The sequence below is a fragment of the uncultured Vagococcus sp. genome, assembly GCF_963518325.1.
Taxonomy (GTDB): Bacteria; Bacillota; Bacilli; order Lactobacillales; family Vagococcaceae; genus Vagococcus_D.
In genome coordinates this window covers 332,850-357,893 of sequence record NZ_CAUQJB010000001.1, presented here as the reverse complement: position 1 = coordinate 357,893, position 25,044 = coordinate 332,850, and the positions used below count along the sequence as shown (strand labels likewise).

Sequence of the window (25,044 nt, the reverse complement as noted above, 5' to 3'; positions counted from 1 at the left end):
ATGAATGATTAATGTAGCAATTATTGGATACGGGAACTTAGGTCGCGGTGTTGAGCGCTCTATTAAACAAAATAGTGACATGAATCTAGTCGGGGTTTTTTCTAGAAGACAACCAGTAGATGTTCAAACAGATGGTGCCAAGGTTTACATTATGGACGACGTTTTAAAGATGAAAGATCAGATTGATGTCTGTATCTTATGTGGTGGATCAGCAACTGATTTACCAGAACAAACACCGGCTTTAACAGCTGATTTTAATACGGTGGACAGTTTCGATACTCACGCGTTAATTCCTGAACATTTTGCCAACGTTGACCAAGTAGCTAAAAAGAATAACACAGTCTCAGTTATTTCAACAGGTTGGGATCCAGGTTTATTTAGTTTAAACCGGCTTTATGCTCAGAGTATTTTGCCCCAAGGTGAAACAACGACTTTTTGGGGGAAAGGGGTTAGTCAAGGCCATTCAGATGCCTTGCGCCGTATTCCAGGAGTAATTGACGCCACACAATATACTATTCCTAATGAAGAGGTTATCACCCGTCTTAAAGCTGGTGAAAGGTTATCACTGACAACTCGGGACAAACACTTCCGTCAATGTTTTGTAGTGGTGGCAGATGGTGTGGATAAGGACCAACTAACAGCGACGATTACAACGATGCCGAATTATTTTGCTGATTATGAAACTGAAGTTAATTTTATTTCTCAAGAAGAACTAAACGCTAATCATAAAAAAATGCCTCATGGTGGGACGGTCATACATACTGGGACAACCCATGAAAACTCTCATCAAGTGATTGAATATTCATTAAAACTGGATAGCAATCCAGAGTTTACAGCCAGCGTCCTAGTTGCTTATGCTAGAGCATGTGTTAAATTGGCAAAAGAAGGTAAATATGGTGCTCATACAGTATTGGACATTGCGCCGAGCTACTTGTCACCAAAACCAGTTGAAGAACTACGTGCTGAATTACTATAGAAGTTACTGAAAGAATCCAGAGTTTTGGGTTCTTTTTTCTGTAGTCATTTTCATCCATTCTTTAAAAGCCTGTGTATTAAAAAGCAGTAAGGCAAAAAAGGGCCTCACTGTTTATTTTTAGCGAAAAAAGTTTCGACATCTCTGACGTAATCAAAGCGTTGGTTGATTTCCCATAAACGTTCCGTATCATGAGTATGGGTTTTGCCAGTTTCTAATTGCAGTTGGTAAAGTTCAACATAAGGCAAATTAGCTTGTTTGGCAAGTTGGATTTCACGGTCAACGTCATAATTAACTTTCTTATAATGGACTTCAGCTAAGCCCCCGTCAATGGTTAAGATGGCGTACTGTGCTCGCAAGTCTCTTCCTAGTGCATGCCATTTGGCAAAAGGCTGCCCGACAGATCCGGGGTTAATAATCAATTGATCTTGATTGCTGTATCGCATTAGCGGATGATGAACGTGACCATAGACTGCAATATCCAATTTGTCAGTAAGCAACTCATCAAAAGCGTTTTGAGAGGCACTGGGCATCAGTGCCGGTCCGTAATTTTTAGTTGGTAAATTATGGGAAATGCCGACACTTAAGCCATTTACCTGACGAGTTACATGGAGGGGAAGATCTTTAATGAAAGAAATATCACTATCACTTAGACATTCAAACTGAAAATGAGCCAATCTGGCAATGTAAATATCGGTGGGACGGGTTACATCGATCTCGCCGGCAATCCCTTCTAAAAAGCAGTCTTCCCAGTTTCCCTTTACAAATACGGTCAAGTTAAGTTCCTTTAGCATGGTAAACAATTGGCTGGCTCCAGGACCTGGCATGATCAAGTCGCCAATAAACCAAAACTCTGTAACACTTTCAGCTAAAGCATCTGCTACAACAGCTTCCAGTGCCGTTTGGTTACCGTGAACATCGGATAATAAAGCTATTTTTGTCATGTTATGACCTCACTTTTATCGGTTTTTATAGTTAATGGTACCAATTATGTAAGGGACTAGGCAAGTCTTTTTGTAAAAATAAGGTAAATCCCCATAACTTTACATCAATTTTACAATTAACCGTGAATTCCCTTTACAATAAGTTGTTATTCTAAGTGTGTTACCAGATGTAACAAAAAAGATAAAAGATAGAGAAACGTCGCCAATTACTGGGACTAATAACTCAAATGTTGAAGGAGAAAAAAATATGAAAAAAATAGCTTTAACCATTTTATTTAGCGGTGTTTTACTTATTGCAGCAGGTTGTGGGTCATCTGCTACCAAATCCAGCGACAGCTCAGCGAGTAGCACAAGCTCAAAGAAAGTTGAAATAACAGCAGTCGGTTCAACAGCCTTACAACCCTTAGTTGAAAATATTGCTGACATTTATCAAACAGATAATCCTAATTATTCAATTGAAGTTCAAGGAGGCGGTAGTGGTACTGGCTTGAGTCAAGTCTCAACTGGAGCGGTGGAAATCGGTAATTCAGATATTTATGCTGAAGAAAAAGACGGAATCGATGCGGATGCCTTAACTGATCATCAAATTGCCGTAGTTGGTATTGCACCAGTCGCCAATAAAGAGGTTGGCGTAACCAATATAACCTCAGCTCAATTAGTAGATATCTTTACTGGGAAAATTAAGAACTGGAAAGAAGTAGGCGGCAAAGATCAAGAAATTTTAGTCGTTAACCGAGCGGCAGGTAGTGGAACTCGTGCAACCTTTGAAAAATGGGCGATGGATGGCAAACAACCTGTTAGCTCTCAAGAACAAGATTCATCAGGTACAGTTCGCAAAATTGTGGCGGAAACACCAGGTGCCATTAGTTACCTAGCATTCTCATACATTGATGAAGGTCTTCTAGGCTTATCTGTGGACGATGTTAAACCTACACCGGAAAATGTTGCTGATAACTCTTGGAAAATTTGGTCTTATGAGCACATGTATACGGCTAAAGACGCTCCAAAAGAAGTCACAGCCTTTATCGAGTATATTTTAACAGATGATGTTCAAAAGAATGTGGTGGAGCAATTAAATTACATCCCAATTACATCTATGAAAGTAGAGCGTGGATTAGACGGGGTGGTGAAATAAGTCTTTTAGTAAGCGAATAAGAGGCCCTGTGTTATAATAAAAATCGAAGAATAGTGATTGTGTCGAAAGGTCATTTTAGCAATAACCAATCACTAGGTGGTAAACGTACTGGACGATAACTATATCAGCGAAATAGTTGATGAAAGGAAAGCCTTGAATGAAGAAAATTTTAGTTGTAGATGACGAACCTTCGATTACCACGCTCCTGAAGTATAATTTGGAGAAAGAAGGATTGGAAGTTGAGGTTGCCTTTGATGGTCAACAAGCTGTGGAAATGGCAACAAATCAAGACTTTGACTTTATTGTCCTGGACTTGATGTTGCCCAAGTTAGATGGTTTTGAAGTCACTAAAAAACTACGCCAACAACATATCGAGACCCCCATCTTAATGCTGACGGCCAAGGATGAAGTAGTCGATAAAATCATCGGCTTGGAAATTGGTGCAGATGATTATTTAACCAAACCCTTTAGTCCACGTGAATTACTGGCACGAATGCGGGCGGTTTACCGTCGCATGACACCAGCTCCTTCAACGCCCCCCGAAGAGAGCGAGCTGGTCAATGAGAAAGTGGAAGTTGGCTTGCTGCTGGCCTATCCTCAGCAATATGTGGTGAGCAAAGCCGGACAAGAGCTGACCTTAACGAAAAAAGAATTTGAATTACTCGTCTATTTCATGGAACGAAAGAACCGTGTGATTGACCGAGACACCTTGATCCAACGTGTCTGGCAAGATGAGTTATACAATAATTCGCGAACCGTTGACATTCACGTCAGTCATTTACGGGAAAAAATCGAAGATGATCCTAAGAACCCTAATTATTTAATCACTATTCGTGGGTTTGGTTACAAATTTCAGGAGCCGACAGCCAATGAATAAACCTCAACATTTCAAAAAAATAGTCATTGTGATTAGTTTTATTGCCCTCTGTTTAGGGGGGGCAATTTTTACTAATCGTTTTTTTAATCGGGAAATTATCAGTCAGCAAACGACTAAACTAGCCAATGAAATCGATTTGATGATTGCTCTTATGTTGAAAGAAAAGAGCGACTTGCAAGCCTTTGGAAAAGAGGATGACTTAGCTTATTTGATTGGTAAAAATGAGCGTTTAACCTTGCTTAGTAAAGGTGGCTTGATCATTTACGATTCTTCCCATGAGAAGGAGGCCATCGGCACTCGCAGCAAACGACCTGAAGTTCAAGCTGTTTTATCTGGCAAAGCTTCACAAGGCTCCGCTTTGCGGGAAAGTAAAACCATTGGGGAAAAACTATTGTATGTGGCAAAGCCAATCTATCGTAATGGCGAATTAATTGGTGTGCTGCGGTTGTCAGAAAAATACACTGGCTTTTCCGACAGTATTCGCCAGTTCCAACAAGTGATTTCAGTGGTATTTATTATCTTAGTTGGGGCTATTATGTTTTTATTGTTTTATTTTATTCGGCAAACTAACGAGCCTCTGCGTTTCGTCTTACCAGCCTTACAAGAAGCCATTGACCATCCAGAAAAAAAACAGGAACTGGATACAAGTTCGGCAGAATGGAATCAACTCTATCAATCGGTCAATCGCTTGATGCGAGAGACCAATCAACTCTATTATCAACAACTCTTTAACGAAGAAAAGCTGCAATTTCTTTTGGAAAGCTTGAATATTGGAGTGTTCATTATGAATAGTGATTTGGAAATCGTCTCTGCCAACCCAACGATGCATCAGTTGTTTAATCCCCATGAGCCACTGGCAAATGGAATCTCGTATCAGCTTTGGTTTAGCGATGAGGAGATGCAGAAACTGGTTGAGCGGGTCAAACAAGAGGGACAGGAATTGCAGGCGGAAATACACTTGCAAACCCCTCTGGAAAAGGATTTAAATGTCGTCTTGCGAATTTTACAGCCAGATAATCAAAAACAAAAAGAGTATGTTGGAATTGTCTATGATATAACCGATATTCGACAAATGGAGCTGATTCATCAAGATTTTATCAGCAATATCTCCCATGAATTAAAGACTCCAACTACCTCAATTATTGGGTTTACAGAGACCTTGCTAGACGGCGCGTTAAACGAGAAAGAAGTCGCCAAGGACTTTTTGGAAATCATTCAATCTGAGGCTAACCGCCTATATGGCTTAATTCAAAATATTTTGTTGCTGTTGCGGACAGAAACCAGTCTGGCCGAGAAAGACATTGCCTTTGTATCCCCAGTCAGCATTATTGAAGAGGAAATGGCACGGTATCAAAGTAAGATTGAGTCCAAAGAATTAAAGGTGACCTTAGGCTTGGACGATGTGACCAATAAAGAAGTCCCATCAGATTATTTTCAACCCGTCGTTAAAAATTTACTGGAAAATGCCGTGGATTATACCGAAAATCAAGGGAAAATTCACATCAGCTTGCGGACTAAAGATCAGGAATTGATTTTTAGTGTGATGGATACAGGTGTGGGGATTTCTGAAGAGGATCAGAGTCGCATTTTTGAACGTTTTTACCGAGTCAGTAAATCACGTCAGCGAAATATTGGTGGCTCTGGCTTAGGTCTATCGATCGTCAGTCATTACGCCAAATTATTGAAAGGGCAAATTAAATTGGAGAGCTCCTTAGGCGAAGGGACTAAAGTTAGTGTTAATTTTCCATTTAAATAAAGTGAAAGCAGTGCCTCCTCCTTATGGAGGGGGCACTGCTTTTTTAGGTTAACTAACATGACAAGGCAGTAAAAACCTGAAATGATCAGCGCTTTTTCGTTTTAACTATCTATTATGAACCGTCTTGATAAGAATTTTTTATAAAAAAAAGATCTTTTTTTTTGTTCATAAATAAAGGTGGTCCTTAAGGTAATCTAAAGGTGAACCTCTCTGGAGGACCTTGCTAATTTCCTATTAATTTATTTTTCAGGAGTAGTTAATGAATAATTTTATAAAATTTATGCAGATAAATAGTGAAAAAAGGAGTTGATTAGATAAAAAATAGTGATATGGTGATATTTAGAACTTGATGTCTTTGCTAAATGATTATCATTTATAAGGCATAGCATGTTAGTTAGTAAAAGTAGGGTGGTCAATAAATGGGGAAAATGGACGAAAAAGATCCGTTGGTAGTGAAAACAGACTGTCCAAAGAAGATTAAAACAAAACGTAAACGAAAAACAGATCGCCATTCAACAAAGTCGACGTTGCCCAAGGGAAAAAAGAAAGGCAACAAGAAAAAAAGGAAACAGTCGAAAACTGCCTCTCAGATTATAAAAAAGAGGAGTGATGAACAAGTTGAAAGTAAGCCAGTTTTTTCTATGATAAGTAATTTATTGTTTTATGGCGCATTGCTGGTACTATTTATAGGTGCAATTTTTTTCAATTTTAATGACAACCCTAAAAAAGATTTTTTTGGTTATCGTTTTATGACAGTCTTAACAAATTCAATGGCACCAACTAAAGGTGTGGCTTTTACGGATGGTTTTAGTCGGGGAGCTATTATTATATTAGAACGAGAGATACCATCGAAGTTAAAGAAGGATGATATTATCACTTTTTATCCGTCGAGAAAAAATACAGATGCGTATTTGACTCATAGAATTATCGACATTGATGAAGGTAAAAAAGATGAGAAAGAAGCATTTATTAAGACTCAAGGGGATGCTAATACGGGATCGGACATTCCGATTCAAGGTGATCAAGTTGTTGGGAAAGTGATTTATTCGATTCCCAATGTGGGCTTAGGATTGAATTTCATTAGAGAGAACCTGGTAGTTGTAACCATTTTCTTTGTGGTCTTATTCACATCATTGATGACGTTAAGGTATTACCTGTCACTGTAAACATCTAGTAGGATGTCTACTTGTATCTAACCGTACAAGTTAACATAAAATAGTGGTAACACAAGGAGGAAATAATGAGAACTGGAAAAAAATTTAAACAAAATAAAAAGAAAAAGGTAGCGCTGATCTTAACCGCTTTAGCCCTGCTAACACTTATTATGGGAACATTTGCCTGGACATCTTATACTGAATGGGTGAAAAACCACATGCAATCGAAGGGATTTGAAGACGGCCGTGTGTCGATTGTCGAGGAGTTTCCAGATACTGAAATTGGAGTCGGTGGGACGTTGACGAAAAAAGTAAATGTTACGAACTCAACAAGCACCGACGCACTTGTCCGTGTATCATTTGAGGAAATGTTGCATAACTTAGAAGATACTGCAACGGCAGCCGCTGGTTACAGTACAACGGATGCTGCTGGATTTCCAATTATTTTTAATGCTGCTGAATTCACAAAAACGGGATCTCAATGGACCGATAAATCTACAGATTTGACTATCGACGATGTTGTAGCACCAAGCGATATTAGATTGTATGTCAACGATGATAAAGCCGTTATCTTCAGAGAAATTAAAATGAACGCCAGTCAATGGCCTGAGGGATTTGTTTTTGAAGACACAAAAATTCCAAATGTGCCAGTTATTTCTGGCAGTTTTGTCACAGGAACAAAAGAGGCAGTTGTGGCACAAAAAATGTCTGGTGTCATTCTTAAAAAAGCGGCAACTGGTAAATGGAATGTGGAAACGACACATGGAACGGACCCTCTTGCTTATTGGGGATTTGGGGCTGTTTTAGGAACGAAGACTGATGCCGACTGGGCTGGACAAAATGTTTTTGTCAGTACGCCAGCATCATCACCATCGCAAACTGCTGCTAATTACAGCCAATCATTAATTGACGGCGATATCAACTTTACTATGACTAGTGTCACGACGGATTTAACAAACATTAAAGGTGAGAAATGGTTTTATGATGAAGAGTCTGGTTATTTTTATTATCTAGATACCTTAGTTTCTAGTTCAACAACGACAAATGCAGTATTAGAAGCGATAACTTTCCCAGCAAATAATCAAAAATTCAACATTGCTAGTTACGATTTGTATCTTGGAATGGAAGCCATTCCGGCTGCTTTAAGCGCCTTAACGGAGGCCTCAAATGGTGGTAGTTTTGCCAGTGGGGTAACGCCAACACCTGATAAGGATGGTAAAATTTGGGAATCTAACGGATTTGGTTGGGGCTTGGATGCTGGAAAAGCAAACGAAGCCGCTCTGATTAAATACTTTACAGCTAAAGTGACTATTGTTGAATAAGTAAGTAATGACACTGGAAGGAGTGGGAGCGCTGGTAAAAAAAGTCGCAAGTTTAGTTGTTTTAATGGCGTGGTTATTGCTGTTTGGTTTTTCTAACAGATCATTTGCGGAATCCCTTCCTTCTGGTTTTCTTATTGGAGACGATGGGGGCTTCACTGCAAAATCAGATGGAAAATATTTTATCGAATACAATCAGGTTGAGCCAGGGGCGACCTTCGCTAAAGAAATTATTATGAGTAACTATTCTCAAGAGGATGGACCACTGACTGTTAAACTGATCATGAATCAAGATAACAAAGATTATGTCCCCAAGTCGGTAGGTAAGGTTAATTTATTGCGGGCAATTGACGTGAGATTAACTCTAGATGGTAAGGTTATTTATGAAGGCCTGATGGATGGGACTGGTAAAGATAACAAACGTAATAAAAATACACCTTTTGTTTTAGGAGAATATAGCACGGGGAAAATTGGCCATTTAAATGCAGATTTTAAGGTTAGAAATGATCTGCCAAAAGAGGATTGGCAGGAAATCAGTGAGGTTGATTTCTATTGGGTATTTTATGTGAACCGTGACGAAACAAAAGAGTTACCGAAAACTAAGCCAACCGGACCGTGGACAAAACTTCCACCTGGGTTAGCGGAGAAGTTGCCACAAACTGGTGAGGAACTGGCTTTCGTGATCATCGGGATGATTATCGGTTTGCTGATTATTTTATTGTCTCTGAGTGTGTATAAAAAACGTGGTTTAATGAGGGAATGAAATTAGTTCAAGCTTTAGAAAGCTAAAGCTTGAATTGATTTCATAAGTAAGTGTCTTGCCATCAAACATTTCTTTATGAAATTAATTCAAGCAGGGGGGATATGTGTGAAAAAGAAAAAGCAAAGAAGGCTATCAACCAAACAAACTTTTTTTAAGGACAATCGTCAATTTTGGGGGAGCTTTATGATTATCTTTACGATGATTGTTCTGTTACAGGCGACTTTTGCCTGGTCAAGCTATGCCGAGTGGGTAAAAAATCATATGCAGGCAAATCCCGAAGCGATTGCGGTACAGGTTAAAGAAAAATTTGAACAGAATAGTGTGATCTTTTATGGGAGTCAGGTGCAAAAAGAGATCAAGGTGAGAAATAGTGCCACTCGTTCAGCTATTGTGCGAGTAAAATTAAAGGAATCTTTCTTGTCTTTTGTGATTGATTTAAGTAATGGACAAGGTCAAGGAAATGGTAACCTTAAATTAAGAGGGAAGAAAAATGGGGATCAAGAAATAACGGATCAACATCCAAATTTATGGATTGAAGGAGGCATTTACGATTCGGGTTTAAGCGAAGATGGTCAGCCTCAGTATTATATCGCGAGCTCACTAATTAAGGAACACACGTATTTATATAGTGAGGGGGAGCGACCTTCAGCGTTAGAAGGCGTGGCATTGCAATTCCACCCAAGCGTCAAGCCTCTTGATCAGGGGACAGTAGATACACCTGCCTGGTATTACGAAGATGGGTATTTTTATTATTCGAAAGTCTTAGCAGGGGGAGAAACCACTGAAATTGAGTTATTACAAGCTGTGACGCAAATGAGCAGTGAGTTGTCCAATCAATTTAAACATGGGTTGTATTATATAGATGTGGAAGCTTATGGCGTCGCGCCAACAAGAGACGGGTTAACTAGTTGGGGGAGTAGTTCAGCAGTGTTGACCATGTTTGCCAATGATCCTAATTTTAGTAATAAATAGAAAGGTGCGGTGATTAAATGAAAGGAATAAAGAATAAGCCAGTGATTATCGGTCTCTTGGTACTTTTGTTGTGTTCGGTAGCAGGTACTTTAGTTTATGGTGCATTGAAAAAGGATGACAGTGTGTTGAATCGACTGACAATTGGCCATTTAAAAGGAGAGCTCAAGGAGACTTTTGATGATAGTCAAGAACTAGTCAGTCAGGTAGACTATCCTAAAGAAGTGACTGTTAAAAATACTGGTAATCTGAATCTATTTGTACGAGTGATGGTTTTTCCCGAGATTACTACTGATGAAGGCTTTTCACTGGCAGGGACAATTGGAAGCGAAATTGACATTGATTTAAATCCAAAGTGGATTTCAGGGAATGATGGCTATTATTATTATTTGGGAAAACTGTCTAAGGGGGAAATTACACCACCTGTCTTTACTCGGGTTACCATAGGAAATAACATTCTGTTAAGTCAAAGCTATCAAGATGCCAAACTAACAATTCAATTAAAAAGTGAGACTATCACGGCGGCTGAAAGACAGTATCGTCAAGCATGGTGGGGGCTGACGGCATTGGCTGAACCTACTGAAGCTGCCCAGATTAGCATTGACATGTTATTAGGAATGTTAATCGATAAAAATTAGGAGGACATATGAAAAAACATAATAAAGGTAGAATATTTTTCTTGGCGTGTTTACTTGTGGTCCTGTCTAGCTTTATTGTTAATCAAAAGTGGGGACAGCTGAAGGGCGCTCTACCTAACATAATAGGTGATCATATTGTAGAGTACGATGAGACCAAGCAAGATCATGGCTTATTAGTTGATGCGATCAATAAAAGTAGCCTACCTACAGTGGATAATCCAGACTTGCCATATCATATGACATTAATGCCAAAACGTATTAGCGGGGACAGCCTGGCTCCACCAGTTATTGGTAAAATTGCGGATGAACAAGTAATTCCTGGTGAGTACGGCTTTTCACCAAGTTGGAATAATGCTAATGCTGAAGATGGAGGAAGCCAAGCGATTGTGACGAGAAGCGGTGGGGAACCATATGTGACTCGGAATAGTTCAGAGAGTTTTACTTTAGGAAATATGATATCCAATGGTCAATCAGTTGAGAATTCGATTATTTTCACAAATATGGGAACTTACCGAGGCAAACAAGTAGACGTCAAAATGACTGTGGTATCTATTGCAGAAGTGACTATGGAAAAATACCCAGGTCAAAATTTGGCTCGCGGCGTGATGATTGGGACAGGTAGCCAAAATGCTGATAGTGATCCCGACGATATAAATCCAGATTCAGCGATGTCTGTGTCTGAGACAGGGGCATCAACTTATACTAAATCGGCAAAACCAGGGTATGTAGAAATAAATTATACCTTTTATGAGCATCCGAGTGATTATAATCCATTAGTCTCCTTAGGGAGTAACATTCATTTACCAGGAGAATCTGAGCCAATTGCGATTCAAGGGTTTCTGACTTTCGTGGATTTTGACTTTAATGAGAGTATTGGTATTAGCAACGATGCGAATATCAATCGAATTTATACATTAAAGACACAAAAAGGAGATGAAGAATGGCAACCAGAATGGGAATCAATTGATTTATTTGCACCCATTAGTGGCGAGCAAAAGGAAAAACAACAATATTACGATTATTTTGCTTATCGATTTCCCTTGGCTGTAGGCTACGATAATCGAAATAATATGAATTTTAATGAATTAACCTATTCAGTGGAACCGGCAAATGAAGAAAACAGTGGCTATTTGTATATCAATCGCTTTAATCATGCCAATACTAAAGCGACTGCAAGAGGAAATTGGTTTTCATTTACTTATGGGGAAACAAAAAGTTTTAATATTAATTTTAACGCTAGTTATTATGACGATTATGAGGTTCACGGCTTTAGTCCTAAATCCAGCAATGCGGTCTTTAAGACCTTGTTAAACGATCCGCTTAACCAGTTACCTGACAAAGCCAGGTACTATGAAATGGTTGGAAGTACTTATGGAAGTACGGTGGGCTTTTTCCCTCAAACATTAGGACCTATTAAGTTTACCAGCCCGATAAAAAAAGCGGATCAAGACACGTCGGATAAACAAATTGATTGGACCATTCGTCAAGATGTGGCGCCTCGTTATGTCAAAAATGGTGAGCCTCAGTTTATTATCGAAGATGAATTTCCGACTGTTTTAAGGGTAAACAAACAATCGATATCGATTGAAGATGCTTACGGACAAGAGGTTACGAACAATACGTTTAGACTTTCTGGCAGCGACGTTAGGATTTGGGATATCCAAGTGACAAGGACAGATGGTAAAGATAAGTTGATTGTTAGTGCTCATAAAGAGTATTTGAAACTATCGGATTTCTATCAAAATGCTTATACGATTTCAGTTTCAACTACCTTGGATGAAACCCAAGATTATTTAACAGATGAGTATTTGGATAAAGAAAAAAATCAATTGAAATTCGCTAATTCAGCTACGCTGAAAATGGTAGACGTAGATTTTTCAGCGTCTGATTATAGCAGTCGACCAGACTATGGCCAGCCAGTTGAGGCAACAATTGGCCGAATGGATTTAAAAGGCCAGGTTGAAATTGAAAAACGCGGTGAAAGTTTGACGGGGCCATTACTGGCAGGGGCAACTTTTGAAATCAGAGATAGTAAAGGGGAAAAGGTAGACGGTGGAACAACAGGTAGTGATGGTAAGTGGTTGTCAAAAGAGTTACCAGGCGGCACGGACTATCAGTTAGTTGAGACTGTTGTACCAAATGGCTATGGCAAAGCTCCTAATCTTGAGGGAGTAAGGGTGAACTTTGAAACGAATCGCTTAGTTATAATCGATCCTTTAATTCGGCCAATGGGAACCTTAAACTTAGAGAAATCGGTTTTTAATGAAGAGGGTCGAGAGATTAATGAAGAGCGAATAACAATTGGTCAGCTATTAACCTATCAGATTAAGGTCGCTAATAGTAGTAGGGAGCCAACGACCTTATTGAGCGAGGTTGTGTTTAATGACAAATTAGCGAGTTCATTGGACTTGATTCCTGATTCTATGACGATTTCAGGTAGTGCCATTACTTCTGGTGCAGTTGATCCAAATACGATTGTCTGGGATGAAACAACTCATTCTATCTTGACATTATCCAAGCCACAAGCTTTATCAGGTGGGAATGAATTGATTGTTACCTTTAAGGCGAAGGTTAACCAGAGCGCCACTGGTATCGTAGAGAATACGGTCATTGCTAAAGGGATTGGTCAAATTGAAGGGCAGGAAGAGCCTCAAGAAATTCAGGCTCAAGCCAGTGTTCTAAATTATTTATCGATGACCGTTCATCTGCGACAGGTTATTCAAGCCACTAATGATGGTTTAGTAAAACCAATAGGTAAACAGGCTGGTTATTTTAGCCTACATTCACTTAATTCACAAGATGAAGTTCTGGCAACCATCAATAAACGGGTGGTATCAGTGGAGGATATAAACCAAAGGGGTTATACAGCAATTGAATTTTTGCCGTTGGCTTTTTCCGAGAGTATCGAAATTCATGCCGTTTTACCAGAAATGCATGATTACCTGGGATATCTAATTAGTGAGCAACCAGATCAAGTGTTAGCTGATTTACAAGTTGGCGTCCCAAAAGCACCCCTTTCAGGTAATAACCATTATCTCACTATCGTATTGCAACCGAGTGTCAATTATCATCATCAGACTGTCCCTTTTTATAATTGGGATTATCTGTTGAATGATTTTTCTCAAGGGATTGAATTAAACAGATAAACAAATTGGGTCAAGGCGGATACTTGGAAAGTTCCGCCTAAAATAGAAAGAGGGTAATTATATGAAAAAGCAAGTAGTTAACTATATCTTTAAAAGTGCTGTACTAGGAGTTGTGACAGTGGGGGTTATGAGCGTTCCAATTCCAGAAATGGGATTCATGCCAAGAATTGTAGCTGCAGAAGTTGTTTCTGGAGCGGTCGAGGTGCGTACAATTCAAGAGTTTGAAGTGGCGTTAGCTAACGTTAATGTGACAGAAATCAGCATTAAGGGGAGTTTTGCTTTCCGTAAAAATATTGGAGATGTCCCAGCAAGAGACATTATATTATATGGTAATAAAGCCGAAGGTCATGTCGTGGATTCAAAAGCCTTTGCTATTAACGGGAAACAAAGCACATTAGCCAAGGTAAATGCAGGTGAAAATAATCTTTTTTCAATTGTTGACATGAAAATTACAGCAGCTCAAGTTGCCGGTCGATTTTTCACAGGTGGTGCGGGTAATGGTCCCTCGAGCTACGGCTGGGATGTTTATGCTAAAGATGTTGAGTATGATGGGGACCGTTTTGTCCATCTATCTGAAGGAAAGTTGACCTTTGATGGTGTTAATACGATTGCTACTCGAGCAGAAAATGCTTGGGTGCATCAATTGGAATTCACGCCGGGAACAGTATACAATGGTCAAGCTGCTATGAAGGATCATGGTCAATTCTCTGCCTTTTATTTTAATGGTCGATTAGTTGATGGTCAAGCAACAGGGAAAGTGGATATCGGGGCAAATGCTAAAATCAGTATTGTCATCTCACCTCAAAGTGATGTTAACTATTATTACCCAGCTTTTTATGACAAGGTGTACCAGGTAAACCTTGGTCAAGGTGCTAAACTAGATATTGATGCAGCTGGCGTTGGTTTTCAGTTTATCCCAAGAGCTGATTATAAAAATATTCCATCTTTAAATTTGGCTCAAAAAAGCAAAATGACCGTAAATGGTCGTGGTGGCGGACATTATGCGACCATGAAAATTCAAGAATACGGTTCTCAAATTAATATGGATGTTAATTCGGAGTTATTAATTGATGGCAACTCTAAAAAGGGTGTTGTTGAAAGTATTTACGAATTTGCTAGTTTCAATATAGATGGGGCTAAAAATCTGGAAATTACAAATCACATGGCCGGGAAGCACATCTTTTTTGGGGATCGAACGTTTATTCGAGGGACTGACTTAAAGACGATTGAAACTTGGGAACAAACGGGTGGTGATTACGATCGTTTAGCTGATCGATTATTTAATACAAATGGTCAGTTTTCGACTTATGTTGGTTTAAAAGGTGACGGAAAAGATAATGCGATCAATGGACAAGTGTTTTCACCTAACGAAGAAACTGCTACGGCATTTCAATTAGATAGTTACGGTAAGGTTCGATTTTTAGGCGGTAAAGGTAGCTAATTATTGATACTATTGAAGGAGCCTGGGATTTTTCCAGGCTTTTTCAATTAACGAGAATAGGTGACTATATGGGAAAAAGAAAAATAATGATGGCGATGTTTCTAATGTTGTTATTAGGTGGATGTCAGAACACCTTGAGGAAAGAATCAAGTGAAATCAAGAGCCATGATGACTTAAATAGTAACCTGACAAACCTAACTGAGGTGCTAGGGGAAGTAGTTACAACAGAACTGCAGATTACTTTTTTTAGTGCTGAATCAAGAGTGGGCATTGACGGTCAAGAAGGGATCTTTATTTTTGCTGAAATCACTAATAAAAGTCAGACCGTTATTTATCCCGAAAATAGCTGGGGAACTTATGTGGCAGTGTTAAACGCCACGAGCGAGAGTGACGATTCATTGTATCCAGGGGTTTTAACAAAAAAAGATTTGGATGGTTCGCCTTATAAAAAAGCAATTGATATGATGAGTCGCCCGTTAAATCCAGGTGAGAAAGCCATAGTAGGTTTTTTTTGTGTCACTGGTGGTCAGTCAGTCGAAATAGTTCTTTTTAATGAGGATCATGTTGAAACTAGGCGGAAAAAGATTGAGTTATGATTTTTTTGATAAAGATTCTCACAATCAAATCATTCTGTTATACATAATAGACCTTGAGGAAACGAAGGCTTTATCGGAAGAAATAAAGAATCACTATTTATCGCCAAATCCTGAGTAAGCTAGTGAGTTAACCAAAAAAGTAGAGAGCGCTTGAGGTGCTTCTCTACTTTTTTGGTTTACCTGGCATGGACATCATCTAATGGGTGAAAGTCCTTAGCACGACCGGTAGTGATAAGTGCCCAGCTGAGAACAAGGGTGTCCAGCGTGAGGTGGAATCAGAAGGAAGTTTAAAGCAAATCTCTGGTCTGACGAACAGAAACCATATATAAGGCGAGGCTCGAGGATAAGGTTGCCAAACAAAGCAAAGTCCAGTGACCACAAGAATAATTAAGTCGTGTAAATATGGCAGATAGATGGAGTGAAAGATTACGTTCTTAACTGGGGAGGTCTCATAATCTACTCAAACTTCTATAGTGATATAGAACTGGGGGATGAGAAGTCAGCAGATGCCATAGTAGTGTAGACGGTTAGTGAATGCTAATAAGAGCGAAGGGCTGAACCATTTTATCCATTTCAAGCATCACAATTGGACTGCTCCCAAGACACCAGGTGCAGTGACACACTATGCTAAGCATAGTGGCGGTGATAGGACAGTTACGAGAATGAAAAGGCGGTAATAACTATGTATACAGGAAAAGTATTAGATCAGATTCTAAGTAAAGAGAATCTAAATCAGGCTTATAAAAGGTTAAAAGCAATAAAGGAGTGGACGGAATGCCCGTGGAAGAGCTAGGACGTCACTTAGTGAAAAATAAGGAAACCATCATCAAAGAGATGGTCACTTGCGGTTCCGTTTGCGAATGTGCATTTGGAAGCAATGGAAAAGGACGGGAACAAAGTTCACTAACTTGATGAAGCTAGGTATAGATAAGCAGAAAGCCTGGGGTGGGCAGATACAAGAAAAGGCTACACATGCGTAGCCATATCCTATATTTTATGTCGTGCGATTACAACTAAAAGATTAGAGAAATTTGGTCTTTTATCCTTAACAAAACAATATCAATTAAAACATAGTTAGCGGTAGAATCGAGCCAATCCATATCGAACGGTACGTACGGTAGTGTGAGAGGTAGGGTAGTCAATTAATGGATATCATCCTACTCGATTTTAAAGTGCCAGACAATCTCCAGTTTGGATACTCGTTAATGTATCCTCTAAGACCTCCTTTAAAAGGGTAAATGCTTTGCTGCCAGTGCAATGACAAGACAATATCTGATTGATTGGCATAGTCTTTAGTTTTGTCCCAATAGTGCGAATGTCTTCTTTTGATTTTCCTAGATTGTTTAAATAGGGGATGCCGATCAGGTGAAAGCCGCCAATTAAATACTGGATGACTTTTCCAGGAAACAAATCTAAGGCCAGTTGTGCCATCTCAACAATGCCGTGATGACTGCATCCGGTAATGACAATCAACCCCTTATCTGCAACTTTCACCAACATCAATTCATGATCAAAGTCATCTATCCTTTTGTGATTCCTTGTTTTTTTATACAAGTTAGCAGTGGTTTGATTCGTTGGACCTAAAGGGATGAGAAACAGCTTTTCAGCAATTTAAAGGGGCTCCTTAACGACGGTTATCCTCTCATCAAGGTGGGAAATGATGGTTTTGGGGACACCGACATACTTGTAATAATGAAGAAGCTTAAGATAATGAGGTTCAGTGACATGAGGACCAGCGTAAAGAGGCTGCTGAGTTAAGTCTAAGTAAGGCAAACCGTCTGTGTGGTCAGAATGACAGTGGGAGATTATGATTGCGCTCAGCTCTGTTAGTGATTCACCCATTTTCTGAGCATTGTGACGAAAGGCTTGATTAGGCCCTAGTATCGAATAAGATATTTTTTACTGGTGGTCACTGATCAATAATGAGAGTCTGTGGCTTGATTGTAATAATGAGTTAGCTGTGGTATTTTCTAAGAGTAAGGTTAGTTTCAATTGAATCACCTTCCAATCTATATATGAGAATCATAACATGTGTCGTATGCTTTCTGGATAAGTATTGAGGTTAAAATGCGATGTAAGACGATTATGATTTTCCCTTATATCTGAGGAAAAAGGTAAAAAAAATTAAATATCAAAATGGAAAGGTAGGTTTATGAGGATGGTTATGAAGGAAGAACAAGTCAAAAAAGAGCTAAAAATAGTCGAAAGTCAGAGCCGTGGCCGACCGATAGTGGTACTGGTTGGAATAGTCGTTCTGTTGGTGTTGATTCTAGGGAGTTATTTAAATTACACCAATCGTGGCCCTTTTCAAGGGGAGAAAATAGCCGGAATCCCGAATAACACGATTAAAGTACTGGAAAAAGATGAAGGGCCCTTTGCGCTTTTGTTTGAAAGTTATGGCGGTTACGGAATTAATACCACTGGTAAAAATATGAATGTCTATGTGGATTATTTTGAAGGAGATAGGCGAAAGAAGCATGATCTTGTAGGCAATTTGTCATACGAAGAAAGAGGGCCGATAAATGGGGCAATTTATTGGGGTGTCAGTCAGCCGCTTAATGAGGGCTCATTAGGCGAACTGCGTGTCAACTTGGATAATCGAGGAACTCAAATGACGGGGACTTACGATTTAAGTCAAATAAAGCTAGCTGAAGGAGGTCTTGCAGCACAAACCGAGGATTTTCCTAAAGGTTCTTTCAAACAAGACAAACCATATATCTTTAAGCGTTGGGTAACAGGCGGTAAAATTTATGATGACAATCGGGATCCATTTTCTTCCGAGGTATTAGCTGAATATCCCCAATCTGTTTTTTTATATTTAGTCATCGACTAAGGGGAAGGAATTTTTTGGGTGGCCTTTATTTTTTAGGGAAATCTGGCTTAGAATTAAAAGCACCTAACTAATTGTCGGTATGATTAGCAAAATTTGCTGCCTTTAAGATGTTGATTTTATTTTTTCTAGTATATAATAGAAATATCCTATAATAATTGGAAAGAGGGATAAAATGGCAGTTAGTTTAGATTCTATTACTAGGGAAGAACAAGTAGCAAGCTTAATTCCCCTTGTGCAAGAAATTTGGCGGGAATGGTATACGCCGATTATTGGGAAAGAACAAGTGGATTATATGTTAAATGAATTTCAATCTTATCAGGAAATTTTACGTCAGGTGAATGATGGGGTAGCTTATTATTTTGTAAGTGTTAATGGGCAACCGGTGGGCTATACAGCATATGAGTTGTCCCATGACCGGTTATTTATTAGTAAACTGTATCTATTGGCGAACCACCGTGGGCATGGTTACGCTTCTCAGGTCTTTAAGTGGCTAGAAGAACAGGCAGTAATCAAAGGAAAAAAAATCCTTGAATTACATGTGAATCAAGATAACCAACAATCCATTGAGGTTTATGAAGCTCGTGGGTTTAAGAATAGCCATGAACTAGTTAGCGATATTGGCGAAGGGTTCCAAATGGTTGATTATGTTTTTGAAAAACAATTATAAGCAAAGATAACAAGTGTGGGAAAGGAATAATGACAGATGAAAATTGGGGTTATGGGATTAGGTAATATTGCTCAAAAAGCATATGTACCAGTTATGAATGATATGCGCAGAGAGGTGGAGTGGCATTTTTATTCTCGCGATGAAGAAAAGATGAGTGATTTGGCCAATCGACATAACTGGCAGTTTGTTTACACGAATAAAGAGGACTTTTTAGCCAGTGGACTAGATGCTTGTTTTATTCACACGCCAACTCCTACACATGGGGCTTTAATTGAAGAGTTATTGACTTTAGGGATCCATGTTTTTGTGGACAAACCTGTGAGTGAAGACTATCAGGAAGTTGCTGATTTGCACCGATTAGCGGAAGAGCGTGGCTTGATTTTAATGACCGGTTTTAACCGTCGATTTGCCCCCCTTAACCAGCAATTGAAAGCTGTGCCAGCTAAAAATCTGATTATTGCTCAAAAAAATCGCATGAAACCGAAAGGTCAAGTTAAATTTGAAATTTTTGACATGCTGATTCATGTGGTCGATACGGCCTTATATTTATTGGACGATGATATTATTGATGTTCGTTACCAATTAAGGGCTGAGAAAGGGATATTAAAGCGGGCGATGATTACTTTTGAAACAGCCACAACAACGGCGATTGCATCTACTAATATGGAGGCTGGAGCCCACACGGAGACTGTGGAAATTCAAGCCCTTGGGGGAACCTACAGCGTGTCCAATCTCGATCAGCTAACAAAAAATGAACTGGGGTATTTATCCTTTGAAGGGTTTGGCGACTGGGAGGGGACGCTGACCAAACGAGGCTTTAAACACTTGGTTGAGGCCTTTGTTCAGTGCGTTAAAAGCGGCCAGCCGTCGAAGGTGGTGACCCCAGCTTCATCTTTGGCCTCACATTATTATATTGCTCAACTGTGGGCGTATTACAAGAAGGATTAATCTTTTTTTATCTGATTGACGACTAATTGCTGAAAATAGCGATCCATTTCTTCTGCTGAGATGGGTTGGCTGTTTTTGGCTTGCCAGTGGCTTAAGGTGAAGATGGCTGAAACGTGAAATTCCGCCAATAAATCAAGTGGTACACTGACCGTTGTTTCGATCTGTTGGTAGGCTGTTAAAACGTCTTCTTTCATCATGGCGATGGAATAATTTTTTAGTAAATCAAAAAAGACCTCATCTTTTTTTTGAGCGTTTAACAAGACTTGAGCAGCAGAATTCTCAAAAAAAGCAGCTGCCCAAGTAAAAGGTTTTTCGGCTTTTTTAATTGCTGAAATAGCCTTGTAGTCAGCGAAAATCTGTGATAAGCCAAACTCTAATAGGGCGTACTTATCTTCGAAGTGCTTGTAAAAGGTTGAGCGATGAACCATGGCTTTCTCGCAAATTTGATTAATCGTCGTGCGGGAAAAAGGTTCTCCTTCAGTCATTAAATCAAAAAAAGCTTTCCAGATAAAGGTTTTTGAGCGTTGGGTTCGAATGTCCATAGGGGACCTCCTGATTCAGTTATTTTGAGAGGGAGTTCTCCGACAGTTTTACTGACTTGTCGGCTAACTGTCTATTGGTAAAAAGTTGTCTCTATGTTTGCCTGCTGAAACGTACTATAATAAGGTGTTGAGTTTAGTATAACATGCTTTTATGGGGACGTTAATAGGTTCAATGGCTAGACTCGATAGGTTAATTAATGGAGGGAAGTTCAATGACACGTAAGGTGATTTTGTTTATAGCAACTAGTATTGATGGATATATTGCGGATCAAGATGGAGGCGTTGGGTGGTTGGAGACAGCTACTGAGATGGTCGAGGAAGATAATAGCTACGAATTTTTTTATCAAGAGGTGGATACGGTGATTTTAGGTCGTACGACCTATGATCAGGTTGTGAATGAACTGTCTCCTGGGAATTATCCCTATAGTGATGTCACATCTTATGTTTTAACATCTCGAGAAACTGCAGATGTTGACAGTGTTCATTTCACTAGTCAATCGGTTGTCGACTTGGTGAAGAAGTTAAAAGTAGAAGACGGCGGGAATATTTGGATTGTTGGCGGTAGCACTGTGGTAATGCCGCTAGTCGAAGAAAACTTGATTGATGAGTATCAGTTATCTACGATGCCAGTTATTCTAGGTCAGGGGATTTCCTTGTTTCAGAAGATGCCTGAGTCGGTCAGTCTTAGGACAGGAAATATTCGTTTGAAAAATGGGATTGTTGCCACGACTTATTATAAGAAATAACTAGAAAAGACTGTCAATAGACGGTCTTTTCTTTTTGACTATTTCTGAAAATGAATGATATACTTACATAGAATAAAGCATTAGGTTTCATGAGAAGAGAAAGTAGGGAGTCCATGAATTTTGTTTTCGATTTAGATGGGACGATTTGTTACGATGGCCGAACCATTGACACTAATTTAACCACTTTAATGAACGAAAAAATAAATCAGTCAGCCGAGCATCAGTTAGTTTTCGCTTCAGCCAGACCGGTGCGGGACATATTGCCGGTCTTGCCTGAGAGCCTTCATCAGTGTTTTTTGATTGGCGGCAACGGCACGATGATGTACCATCAAAAAGAGGCCAAGTGGCTCAATCCTTTAGACTCAGCTGATGTGAGCTTTATCTTTGATTATATTGCCACAAACCAGCTAGATTATATGATTGATGAGGACTGGAATTATTCCTTTAAAGGAACCACCTTAGAGGAGTTACGTCGAAAGGTAGACGTCTTACAGACAGCTGTTAACTTGCCCATTGATCAAGTGACCAAACCGTTGAAAATTTTAGTCAGCAATTATCAGAATGAAGCGAAAGTTATTCAGGATTTCACTCACTTAACCGTTGATTGTATTCCCTATCCGAAAGAAAATTGCCTGGATTTAACTCGTCGTGGTGTTAATAAGGCCAGCGCCTTAGGTCGGATCTTGTTAAAACAGGATTACATCGCTTTTGGTAATGACCGCAATGATTTGGAGATGTTGCAAGGGGCTAAGCACAGTGTCTGTGTAGGTGACAGCCAGGTGATTCAGGAAGTCAGTCATCAAAAGGTGGCAGAAGACCCTCAACAAATTATGGCGGTCATTGAAGAATGGCTTTAAAAGTAGATTAACTAACAGTCGACTTATAACATTTGGTATCAGTTTTTTGACGAGGCAACTCTTCTTGAGGGATTGACTAGTGGAGGCTTCAGCTTGTTTAAAAAGTTTAGTGATGTGATGGGAAAGCCCTATTCGGAAATCAGTCAAACAATTGCCGTAGTTGCCGAAAAATGAGGAATTTACTTTAGCAGGAATTGTCATTGAGAGGTTTTTGTGCTATATTAAAACAATAAGTTGATACGAGATAGTTGGCACTAAAAACTATCGTGGTGATGGTGTTCGCCTTTAACTATTTATGAAAATAAATTAATGACGCCTACTACAAGAGGATGAATCTGTCCTTTTGTAGTAGGTGGTTTTTTGTGCCTAATAATGAATATAATCTGTTGGAGGAATGAGAATGACTGGGATTACCTTGAAAAATGGTGGGAAGTGGTTAGGAGTGACGTTATTAATTGGGATTGGCAGTGGCAGTCTGTCGGCTTTTTTCTTAACTAGCTTAAGTGTGGTGACGAAAGTGAGGGAGGCGAACAGTTGGCTGATTTTGTTTTTACCTGTAGCTGGGTTAATCGTGACTTGGCTTTATATTCGATTTGGTGGGGAAGCCTGTCATGGAAACAATCTCGTGATTGACCAGGCGAACGGGGGAAGTGAGTCAGTTCCTTGGCAAATGATGCCTTTGACCCTTTTTGGAACAATTAGCAGCCATCTTTTTGGCGGTTCTGTTGGCCGTGAAGGAACGGCGGTTCAAATGGGGGGAGTGGTTGCGGAATATGTCGGCAAGTTATGGCAGATTACAAAAGCTGATCGGTATCTGTTAATGATGTGTGGGATAAGTGGTGGATTTAGTTCGGTTTTCGGGACACCTCTTGCAGGGACTGTTTTTTCATTGGAAGTGTTGGCCATTGGTAAATTATCAACGAAAGGATTAGTTCCCAGTTTAATGACAGCTTTGATTGCCAATCACGTGACAACGCTCTGGGGCGTAAGGCATACTCGTTATGAGATGGGGGTCGTGCCAGACACAACATTCCGCTTAATTTTTCTGATTTGTTTATTTGCCATAATCTTTGGACTGGTCAGTCGTTTGTTTAGTCGCTCAATTGTTTGGCTAAAAGAGATCTATTTAATATTTATTCCTAATCCATTATGGCGGGTAGTTGTGGGCAGTGTTATGATTTTAATTCTCGTAGCTTTTTTCCAGACGTCTCGTTATTTAGGTTTGAGTTTACCGCTGTTGACAGATGCCTTTAATGGCCAGCAACAGACCTTTGATTTTATCAATAAATTAGTTTTCACAGTATTTTCTTTAGGTGCTGGCTTTCAAGGGGGAGAGGTGACACCTTTATTTGAAATTGGCGCAACATTGGGCAGCAGTCTGGCACAAATGACGGCATTACCGATTGGTTTTGTGGCCGCTCTAGGGTTTGTTGGCGTTTTTTCTGGTGCAACCAACACGCCACTGGCTTGTTTTGTGATGGGGATTGAACTGTTTGGCAGTGGTGGAGCTGTCTGGTTTTTAGTGGTTTGTGTCATTAGTTTTCTCTTTTCAGGTCAAGAAGGAATTTACAGTGCCCAGCTAAAAGATGATAAAGTGACAAACTTGTTATGAGAAAAATGGTGATTATTTATAAAATGTGTTTGGTTATTTAATGAAATATGCTAAAATGAATCAAGATGTTTTTTTAGGAGGAGTTTCAAGTGAATAAGACAAGTTCAGAGTTAAAGGCAGAAGCCAAGGGAATCTTAAGTGGTCGTTGGAAAGATGCAGTGTTATTGAATATTGTACCGTCATTATTAAAAATATTGGCAGTATGGAGTGTTATTGTGGTGACAATTATTGCACTAATTGCGATGGTGACTATTTTTGCTAATTTTGAGTCTAATAGTAGCAGTTTTCGAAGTCAGCAAGTGGGAGATACCTTTGATGACAGTGATTTGGATGAGTGGGGCGATGAGCTTGACGAAATCGAAGATTACAATTATTCTGTGAATAGTGATGATATTTTGAATAACCTAGGGGCGAATACAACCTACAGCTTCATGCCAAACGGTAGTTCGATCTTTAGCTGGCTTTTTTCACTGGTTATTAGTTTTATGACTATCGGTATCTCATTTACATTCTTGGAAGTTTTCAGAAATCCAAATCGTAAAATCCAACCGAAAAATGATCAGTTTAGAATGTTTAACGGCAAGGATTTTGTGCCATTATTATTGGTTCAAATTTTAATTTCAGTCTTTACTTCTTTATGGTCGTTGTTGTTTGTTATACCAGGTATCATTAAAGGGTACGCCTATTCACAGTCCTTTTATATTTACAAGGATCTTTCAGAGCACACTGATACTCAGAGCTTATCTGCTAATAATTATATTACTGAAAGTAAATTATTGATGGAGGGTAACAAAGGTCGTCTATTCTACATTGATTTAAGTTTTCTTGGATGGGAATTGGTGTCAGTCCTTACGTTAGGAATTGGTTACTTATTCTTAGAGCCTTATAAAAATGCGACGAAAGCTGCTTTTTATCGCGATATTTCAAAAGATCGTTACTTAGGGGAAACAGAGGAGTTTGAAGAAATCGACCTTGGGTCAACTGAAGAAGATGAGTGGACTAGTTTTTAAAATGAGTTTTTTCTCATGGAACTATTAGGTTTAATTCATAGAAGTGTCAGAATTATGTTATCTTAATTGCGTATACTGTTTGTATGCCAGTTATCCCGAATTGGTTTTCATACTTACT

General features: G+C 39.3%; 24 protein-coding genes and 1 riboswitch. Of the genes, 20 read left to right on the top strand and 4 right to left on the bottom strand.

Going from position 1 to position 25,044, the window contains the following annotated elements:
• The first annotated feature begins 4 nt into the window (after positions 1-4).
• On the top strand, positions 5-976 hold the full coding sequence (locus tag RWN13_RS01695; protein WP_314059817.1) for a diaminopimelate dehydrogenase: 972 nt from the start codon (positions 5-7) through the stop codon (positions 974-976).
• Between the two features lie 104 nt (positions 977-1,080).
• Here the strand turns inward: RWN13_RS01695 and RWN13_RS01690 are convergent, their stop codons facing one another.
• Positions 1,081-1,917: a metallophosphoesterase family protein gene (locus RWN13_RS01690; protein ID WP_314059816.1), complete on the bottom strand. Its 837-nt coding sequence runs from the start codon at positions 1,915-1,917 to the stop codon at positions 1,081-1,083.
• Positions 1,918-2,164: 247 nt separating this feature from the next.
• Here RWN13_RS01690 and RWN13_RS01685 point away from each other — a divergent pair, with 247 nt between their 5' ends.
• From RWN13_RS01685 to RWN13_RS01630, 12 genes are all read left to right on the top strand, one after another.
• On the top strand, positions 2,165-3,052 hold the full coding sequence (locus RWN13_RS01685; RefSeq protein WP_314059814.1) for a phosphate ABC transporter substrate-binding protein PstS family protein: 888 nt from the start codon (positions 2,165-2,167) through the stop codon (positions 3,050-3,052).
• A gap of 157 nt (positions 3,053-3,209) precedes the next feature.
• Positions 3,210-3,929 (top strand): response regulator transcription factor, encoded by a 720-nt coding sequence (locus RWN13_RS01680; protein ID WP_314059812.1) that lies wholly within the window; start codon positions 3,210-3,212, stop codon positions 3,927-3,929.
• Positions 3,922-5,685: an ATP-binding protein gene (locus RWN13_RS01675; protein ID WP_314059810.1), complete on the top strand. Its 1,764-nt coding sequence runs from the start codon at positions 3,922-3,924 to the stop codon at positions 5,683-5,685. Before RWN13_RS01680 ends, RWN13_RS01675 begins: the two co-directional genes overlap by 8 nt.
• 419 nt (positions 5,686-6,104) lie before the next feature.
• Complete coding sequence (locus RWN13_RS01670; protein WP_314059807.1) at positions 6,105-6,851, top strand: signal peptidase I; 747 nt, start codon at positions 6,105-6,107, stop codon at positions 6,849-6,851.
• Between the two features lie 74 nt (positions 6,852-6,925).
• A complete protein-coding gene (locus RWN13_RS01665) occupies positions 6,926-8,161 on the top strand; it encodes a hypothetical protein (RefSeq protein WP_314059806.1) in 1,236 nt (411 codons plus the stop codon).
• Between the two features lie 7 nt (positions 8,162-8,168).
• The gene (locus tag RWN13_RS01660) at positions 8,169-8,921 is read left to right on the top strand and encodes an LPXTG cell wall anchor domain-containing protein (protein ID WP_314059804.1); all 753 of its coding nucleotides are present in this window, start codon (positions 8,169-8,171) and stop codon (positions 8,919-8,921) included.
• A gap of 105 nt (positions 8,922-9,026) precedes the next feature.
• Positions 9,027-9,893, top strand: a complete 867-nt coding sequence (locus RWN13_RS01655) for a hypothetical protein (protein ID WP_314059801.1) — start codon at positions 9,027-9,029, stop codon at positions 9,891-9,893.
• Positions 9,894-9,910: 17 nt separating this feature from the next.
• Positions 9,911-10,528 (top strand): hypothetical protein, encoded by a 618-nt coding sequence (locus RWN13_RS01650; protein ID WP_314059798.1) that lies wholly within the window; start codon positions 9,911-9,913, stop codon positions 10,526-10,528.
• Between the two features lie 8 nt (positions 10,529-10,536).
• Positions 10,537-13,674 carry an isopeptide-forming domain-containing fimbrial protein gene (locus tag RWN13_RS01645; protein ID WP_314059796.1) on the top strand — a complete coding sequence of 1,046 codons (3,138 nt, stop codon included), beginning with the start codon at positions 10,537-10,539 and terminating at the stop codon, positions 13,672-13,674.
• Positions 13,675-13,735: 61 nt separating this feature from the next.
• Positions 13,736-15,115, top strand: coding sequence for a pectate lyase-like adhesive domain-containing protein (locus RWN13_RS01640; RefSeq protein ID WP_314059794.1), 1,380 nt, complete (start codon positions 13,736-13,738; stop codon positions 15,113-15,115).
• 68 nt (positions 15,116-15,183) lie between these two features.
• Positions 15,184-15,711, top strand: a complete 528-nt coding sequence (locus RWN13_RS01635) for a hypothetical protein (protein WP_314059792.1) — start codon at positions 15,184-15,186, stop codon at positions 15,709-15,711.
• A 774-nt stretch (positions 15,712-16,485) separates the two neighbouring features.
• Positions 16,486-16,623 (top strand): hypothetical protein, encoded by a 138-nt coding sequence (locus tag RWN13_RS01630; RefSeq protein WP_314059791.1) that lies wholly within the window; start codon positions 16,486-16,488, stop codon positions 16,621-16,623.
• Between the two features lie 255 nt (positions 16,624-16,878).
• Here RWN13_RS01630 and RWN13_RS01625 read toward each other — a convergent pair whose 3' ends face one another.
• Complete coding sequence (locus RWN13_RS01625) at positions 16,879-17,205, bottom strand: hypothetical protein (RefSeq protein WP_314059788.1); 327 nt, start codon at positions 17,203-17,205, stop codon at positions 16,879-16,881.
• A 117-nt stretch (positions 17,206-17,322) separates the two neighbouring features.
• A complete protein-coding gene (locus RWN13_RS23590; RefSeq protein ID WP_399553622.1) occupies positions 17,323-17,595 on the bottom strand; it encodes an MBL fold metallo-hydrolase in 273 nt (90 codons plus the stop codon).
• Positions 17,596-17,875: 280 nt separating this feature from the next.
• Here RWN13_RS23590 and RWN13_RS01620 point away from each other — a divergent pair, with 280 nt between their 5' ends.
• From RWN13_RS01620 to RWN13_RS01610, 3 genes are all read left to right on the top strand, one after another.
• Positions 17,876-18,544 (top strand): hypothetical protein, encoded by a 669-nt coding sequence (locus tag RWN13_RS01620; protein ID WP_314059786.1) that lies wholly within the window; start codon positions 17,876-17,878, stop codon positions 18,542-18,544.
• Between the two features lie 172 nt (positions 18,545-18,716).
• Positions 18,717-19,211 (top strand): GNAT family N-acetyltransferase, encoded by a 495-nt coding sequence (locus RWN13_RS01615; RefSeq protein WP_314059784.1) that lies wholly within the window; start codon positions 18,717-18,719, stop codon positions 19,209-19,211.
• 36 nt (positions 19,212-19,247) lie between these two features.
• A complete protein-coding gene (locus RWN13_RS01610) occupies positions 19,248-20,159 on the top strand; it encodes a Gfo/Idh/MocA family oxidoreductase (RefSeq protein ID WP_314059781.1) in 912 nt (303 codons plus the stop codon).
• On the opposite strand, the gene RWN13_RS01605 is transcribed toward RWN13_RS01610, so the two are convergent.
• Positions 20,156-20,701: a TetR family transcriptional regulator gene (locus tag RWN13_RS01605; RefSeq protein ID WP_314059779.1), complete on the bottom strand. Its 546-nt coding sequence runs from the start codon at positions 20,699-20,701 to the stop codon at positions 20,156-20,158. The genes RWN13_RS01610 and RWN13_RS01605 overlap by 4 nt on opposite strands.
• A gap of 212 nt (positions 20,702-20,913) precedes the next feature.
• Here RWN13_RS01605 and RWN13_RS01600 point away from each other — a divergent pair, with 212 nt between their 5' ends.
• The 4 genes from RWN13_RS01600 to RWN13_RS01585 all read left to right on the top strand — a co-directional run bounded on the left by RWN13_RS01600 (position 20,914) and on the right by RWN13_RS01585 (position 24,926).
• Entirely contained in the window at positions 20,914-21,447 is a 534-nt protein-coding gene (locus RWN13_RS01600) for a dihydrofolate reductase family protein (protein ID WP_314059778.1), read from the top strand.
• A gap of 113 nt (positions 21,448-21,560) precedes the next feature.
• Complete coding sequence (locus RWN13_RS01595) at positions 21,561-22,304, top strand: HAD-IIB family hydrolase (protein WP_314059777.1); 744 nt, start codon at positions 21,561-21,563, stop codon at positions 22,302-22,304.
• 259 nt (positions 22,305-22,563) lie between these two features.
• Positions 22,564-22,630, top strand: a riboswitch (Fluoride riboswitch).
• Between the two features lie 74 nt (positions 22,631-22,704).
• Complete coding sequence (locus RWN13_RS01590) at positions 22,705-23,916, top strand: chloride channel protein (protein ID WP_314059775.1); 1,212 nt, start codon at positions 22,705-22,707, stop codon at positions 23,914-23,916.
• Between the two features lie 89 nt (positions 23,917-24,005).
• A complete protein-coding gene (locus RWN13_RS01585; protein ID WP_314059773.1) occupies positions 24,006-24,926 on the top strand; it encodes a DUF975 family protein in 921 nt (306 codons plus the stop codon).
• Positions 24,927-25,044: the final 118 nt, after the last annotated feature.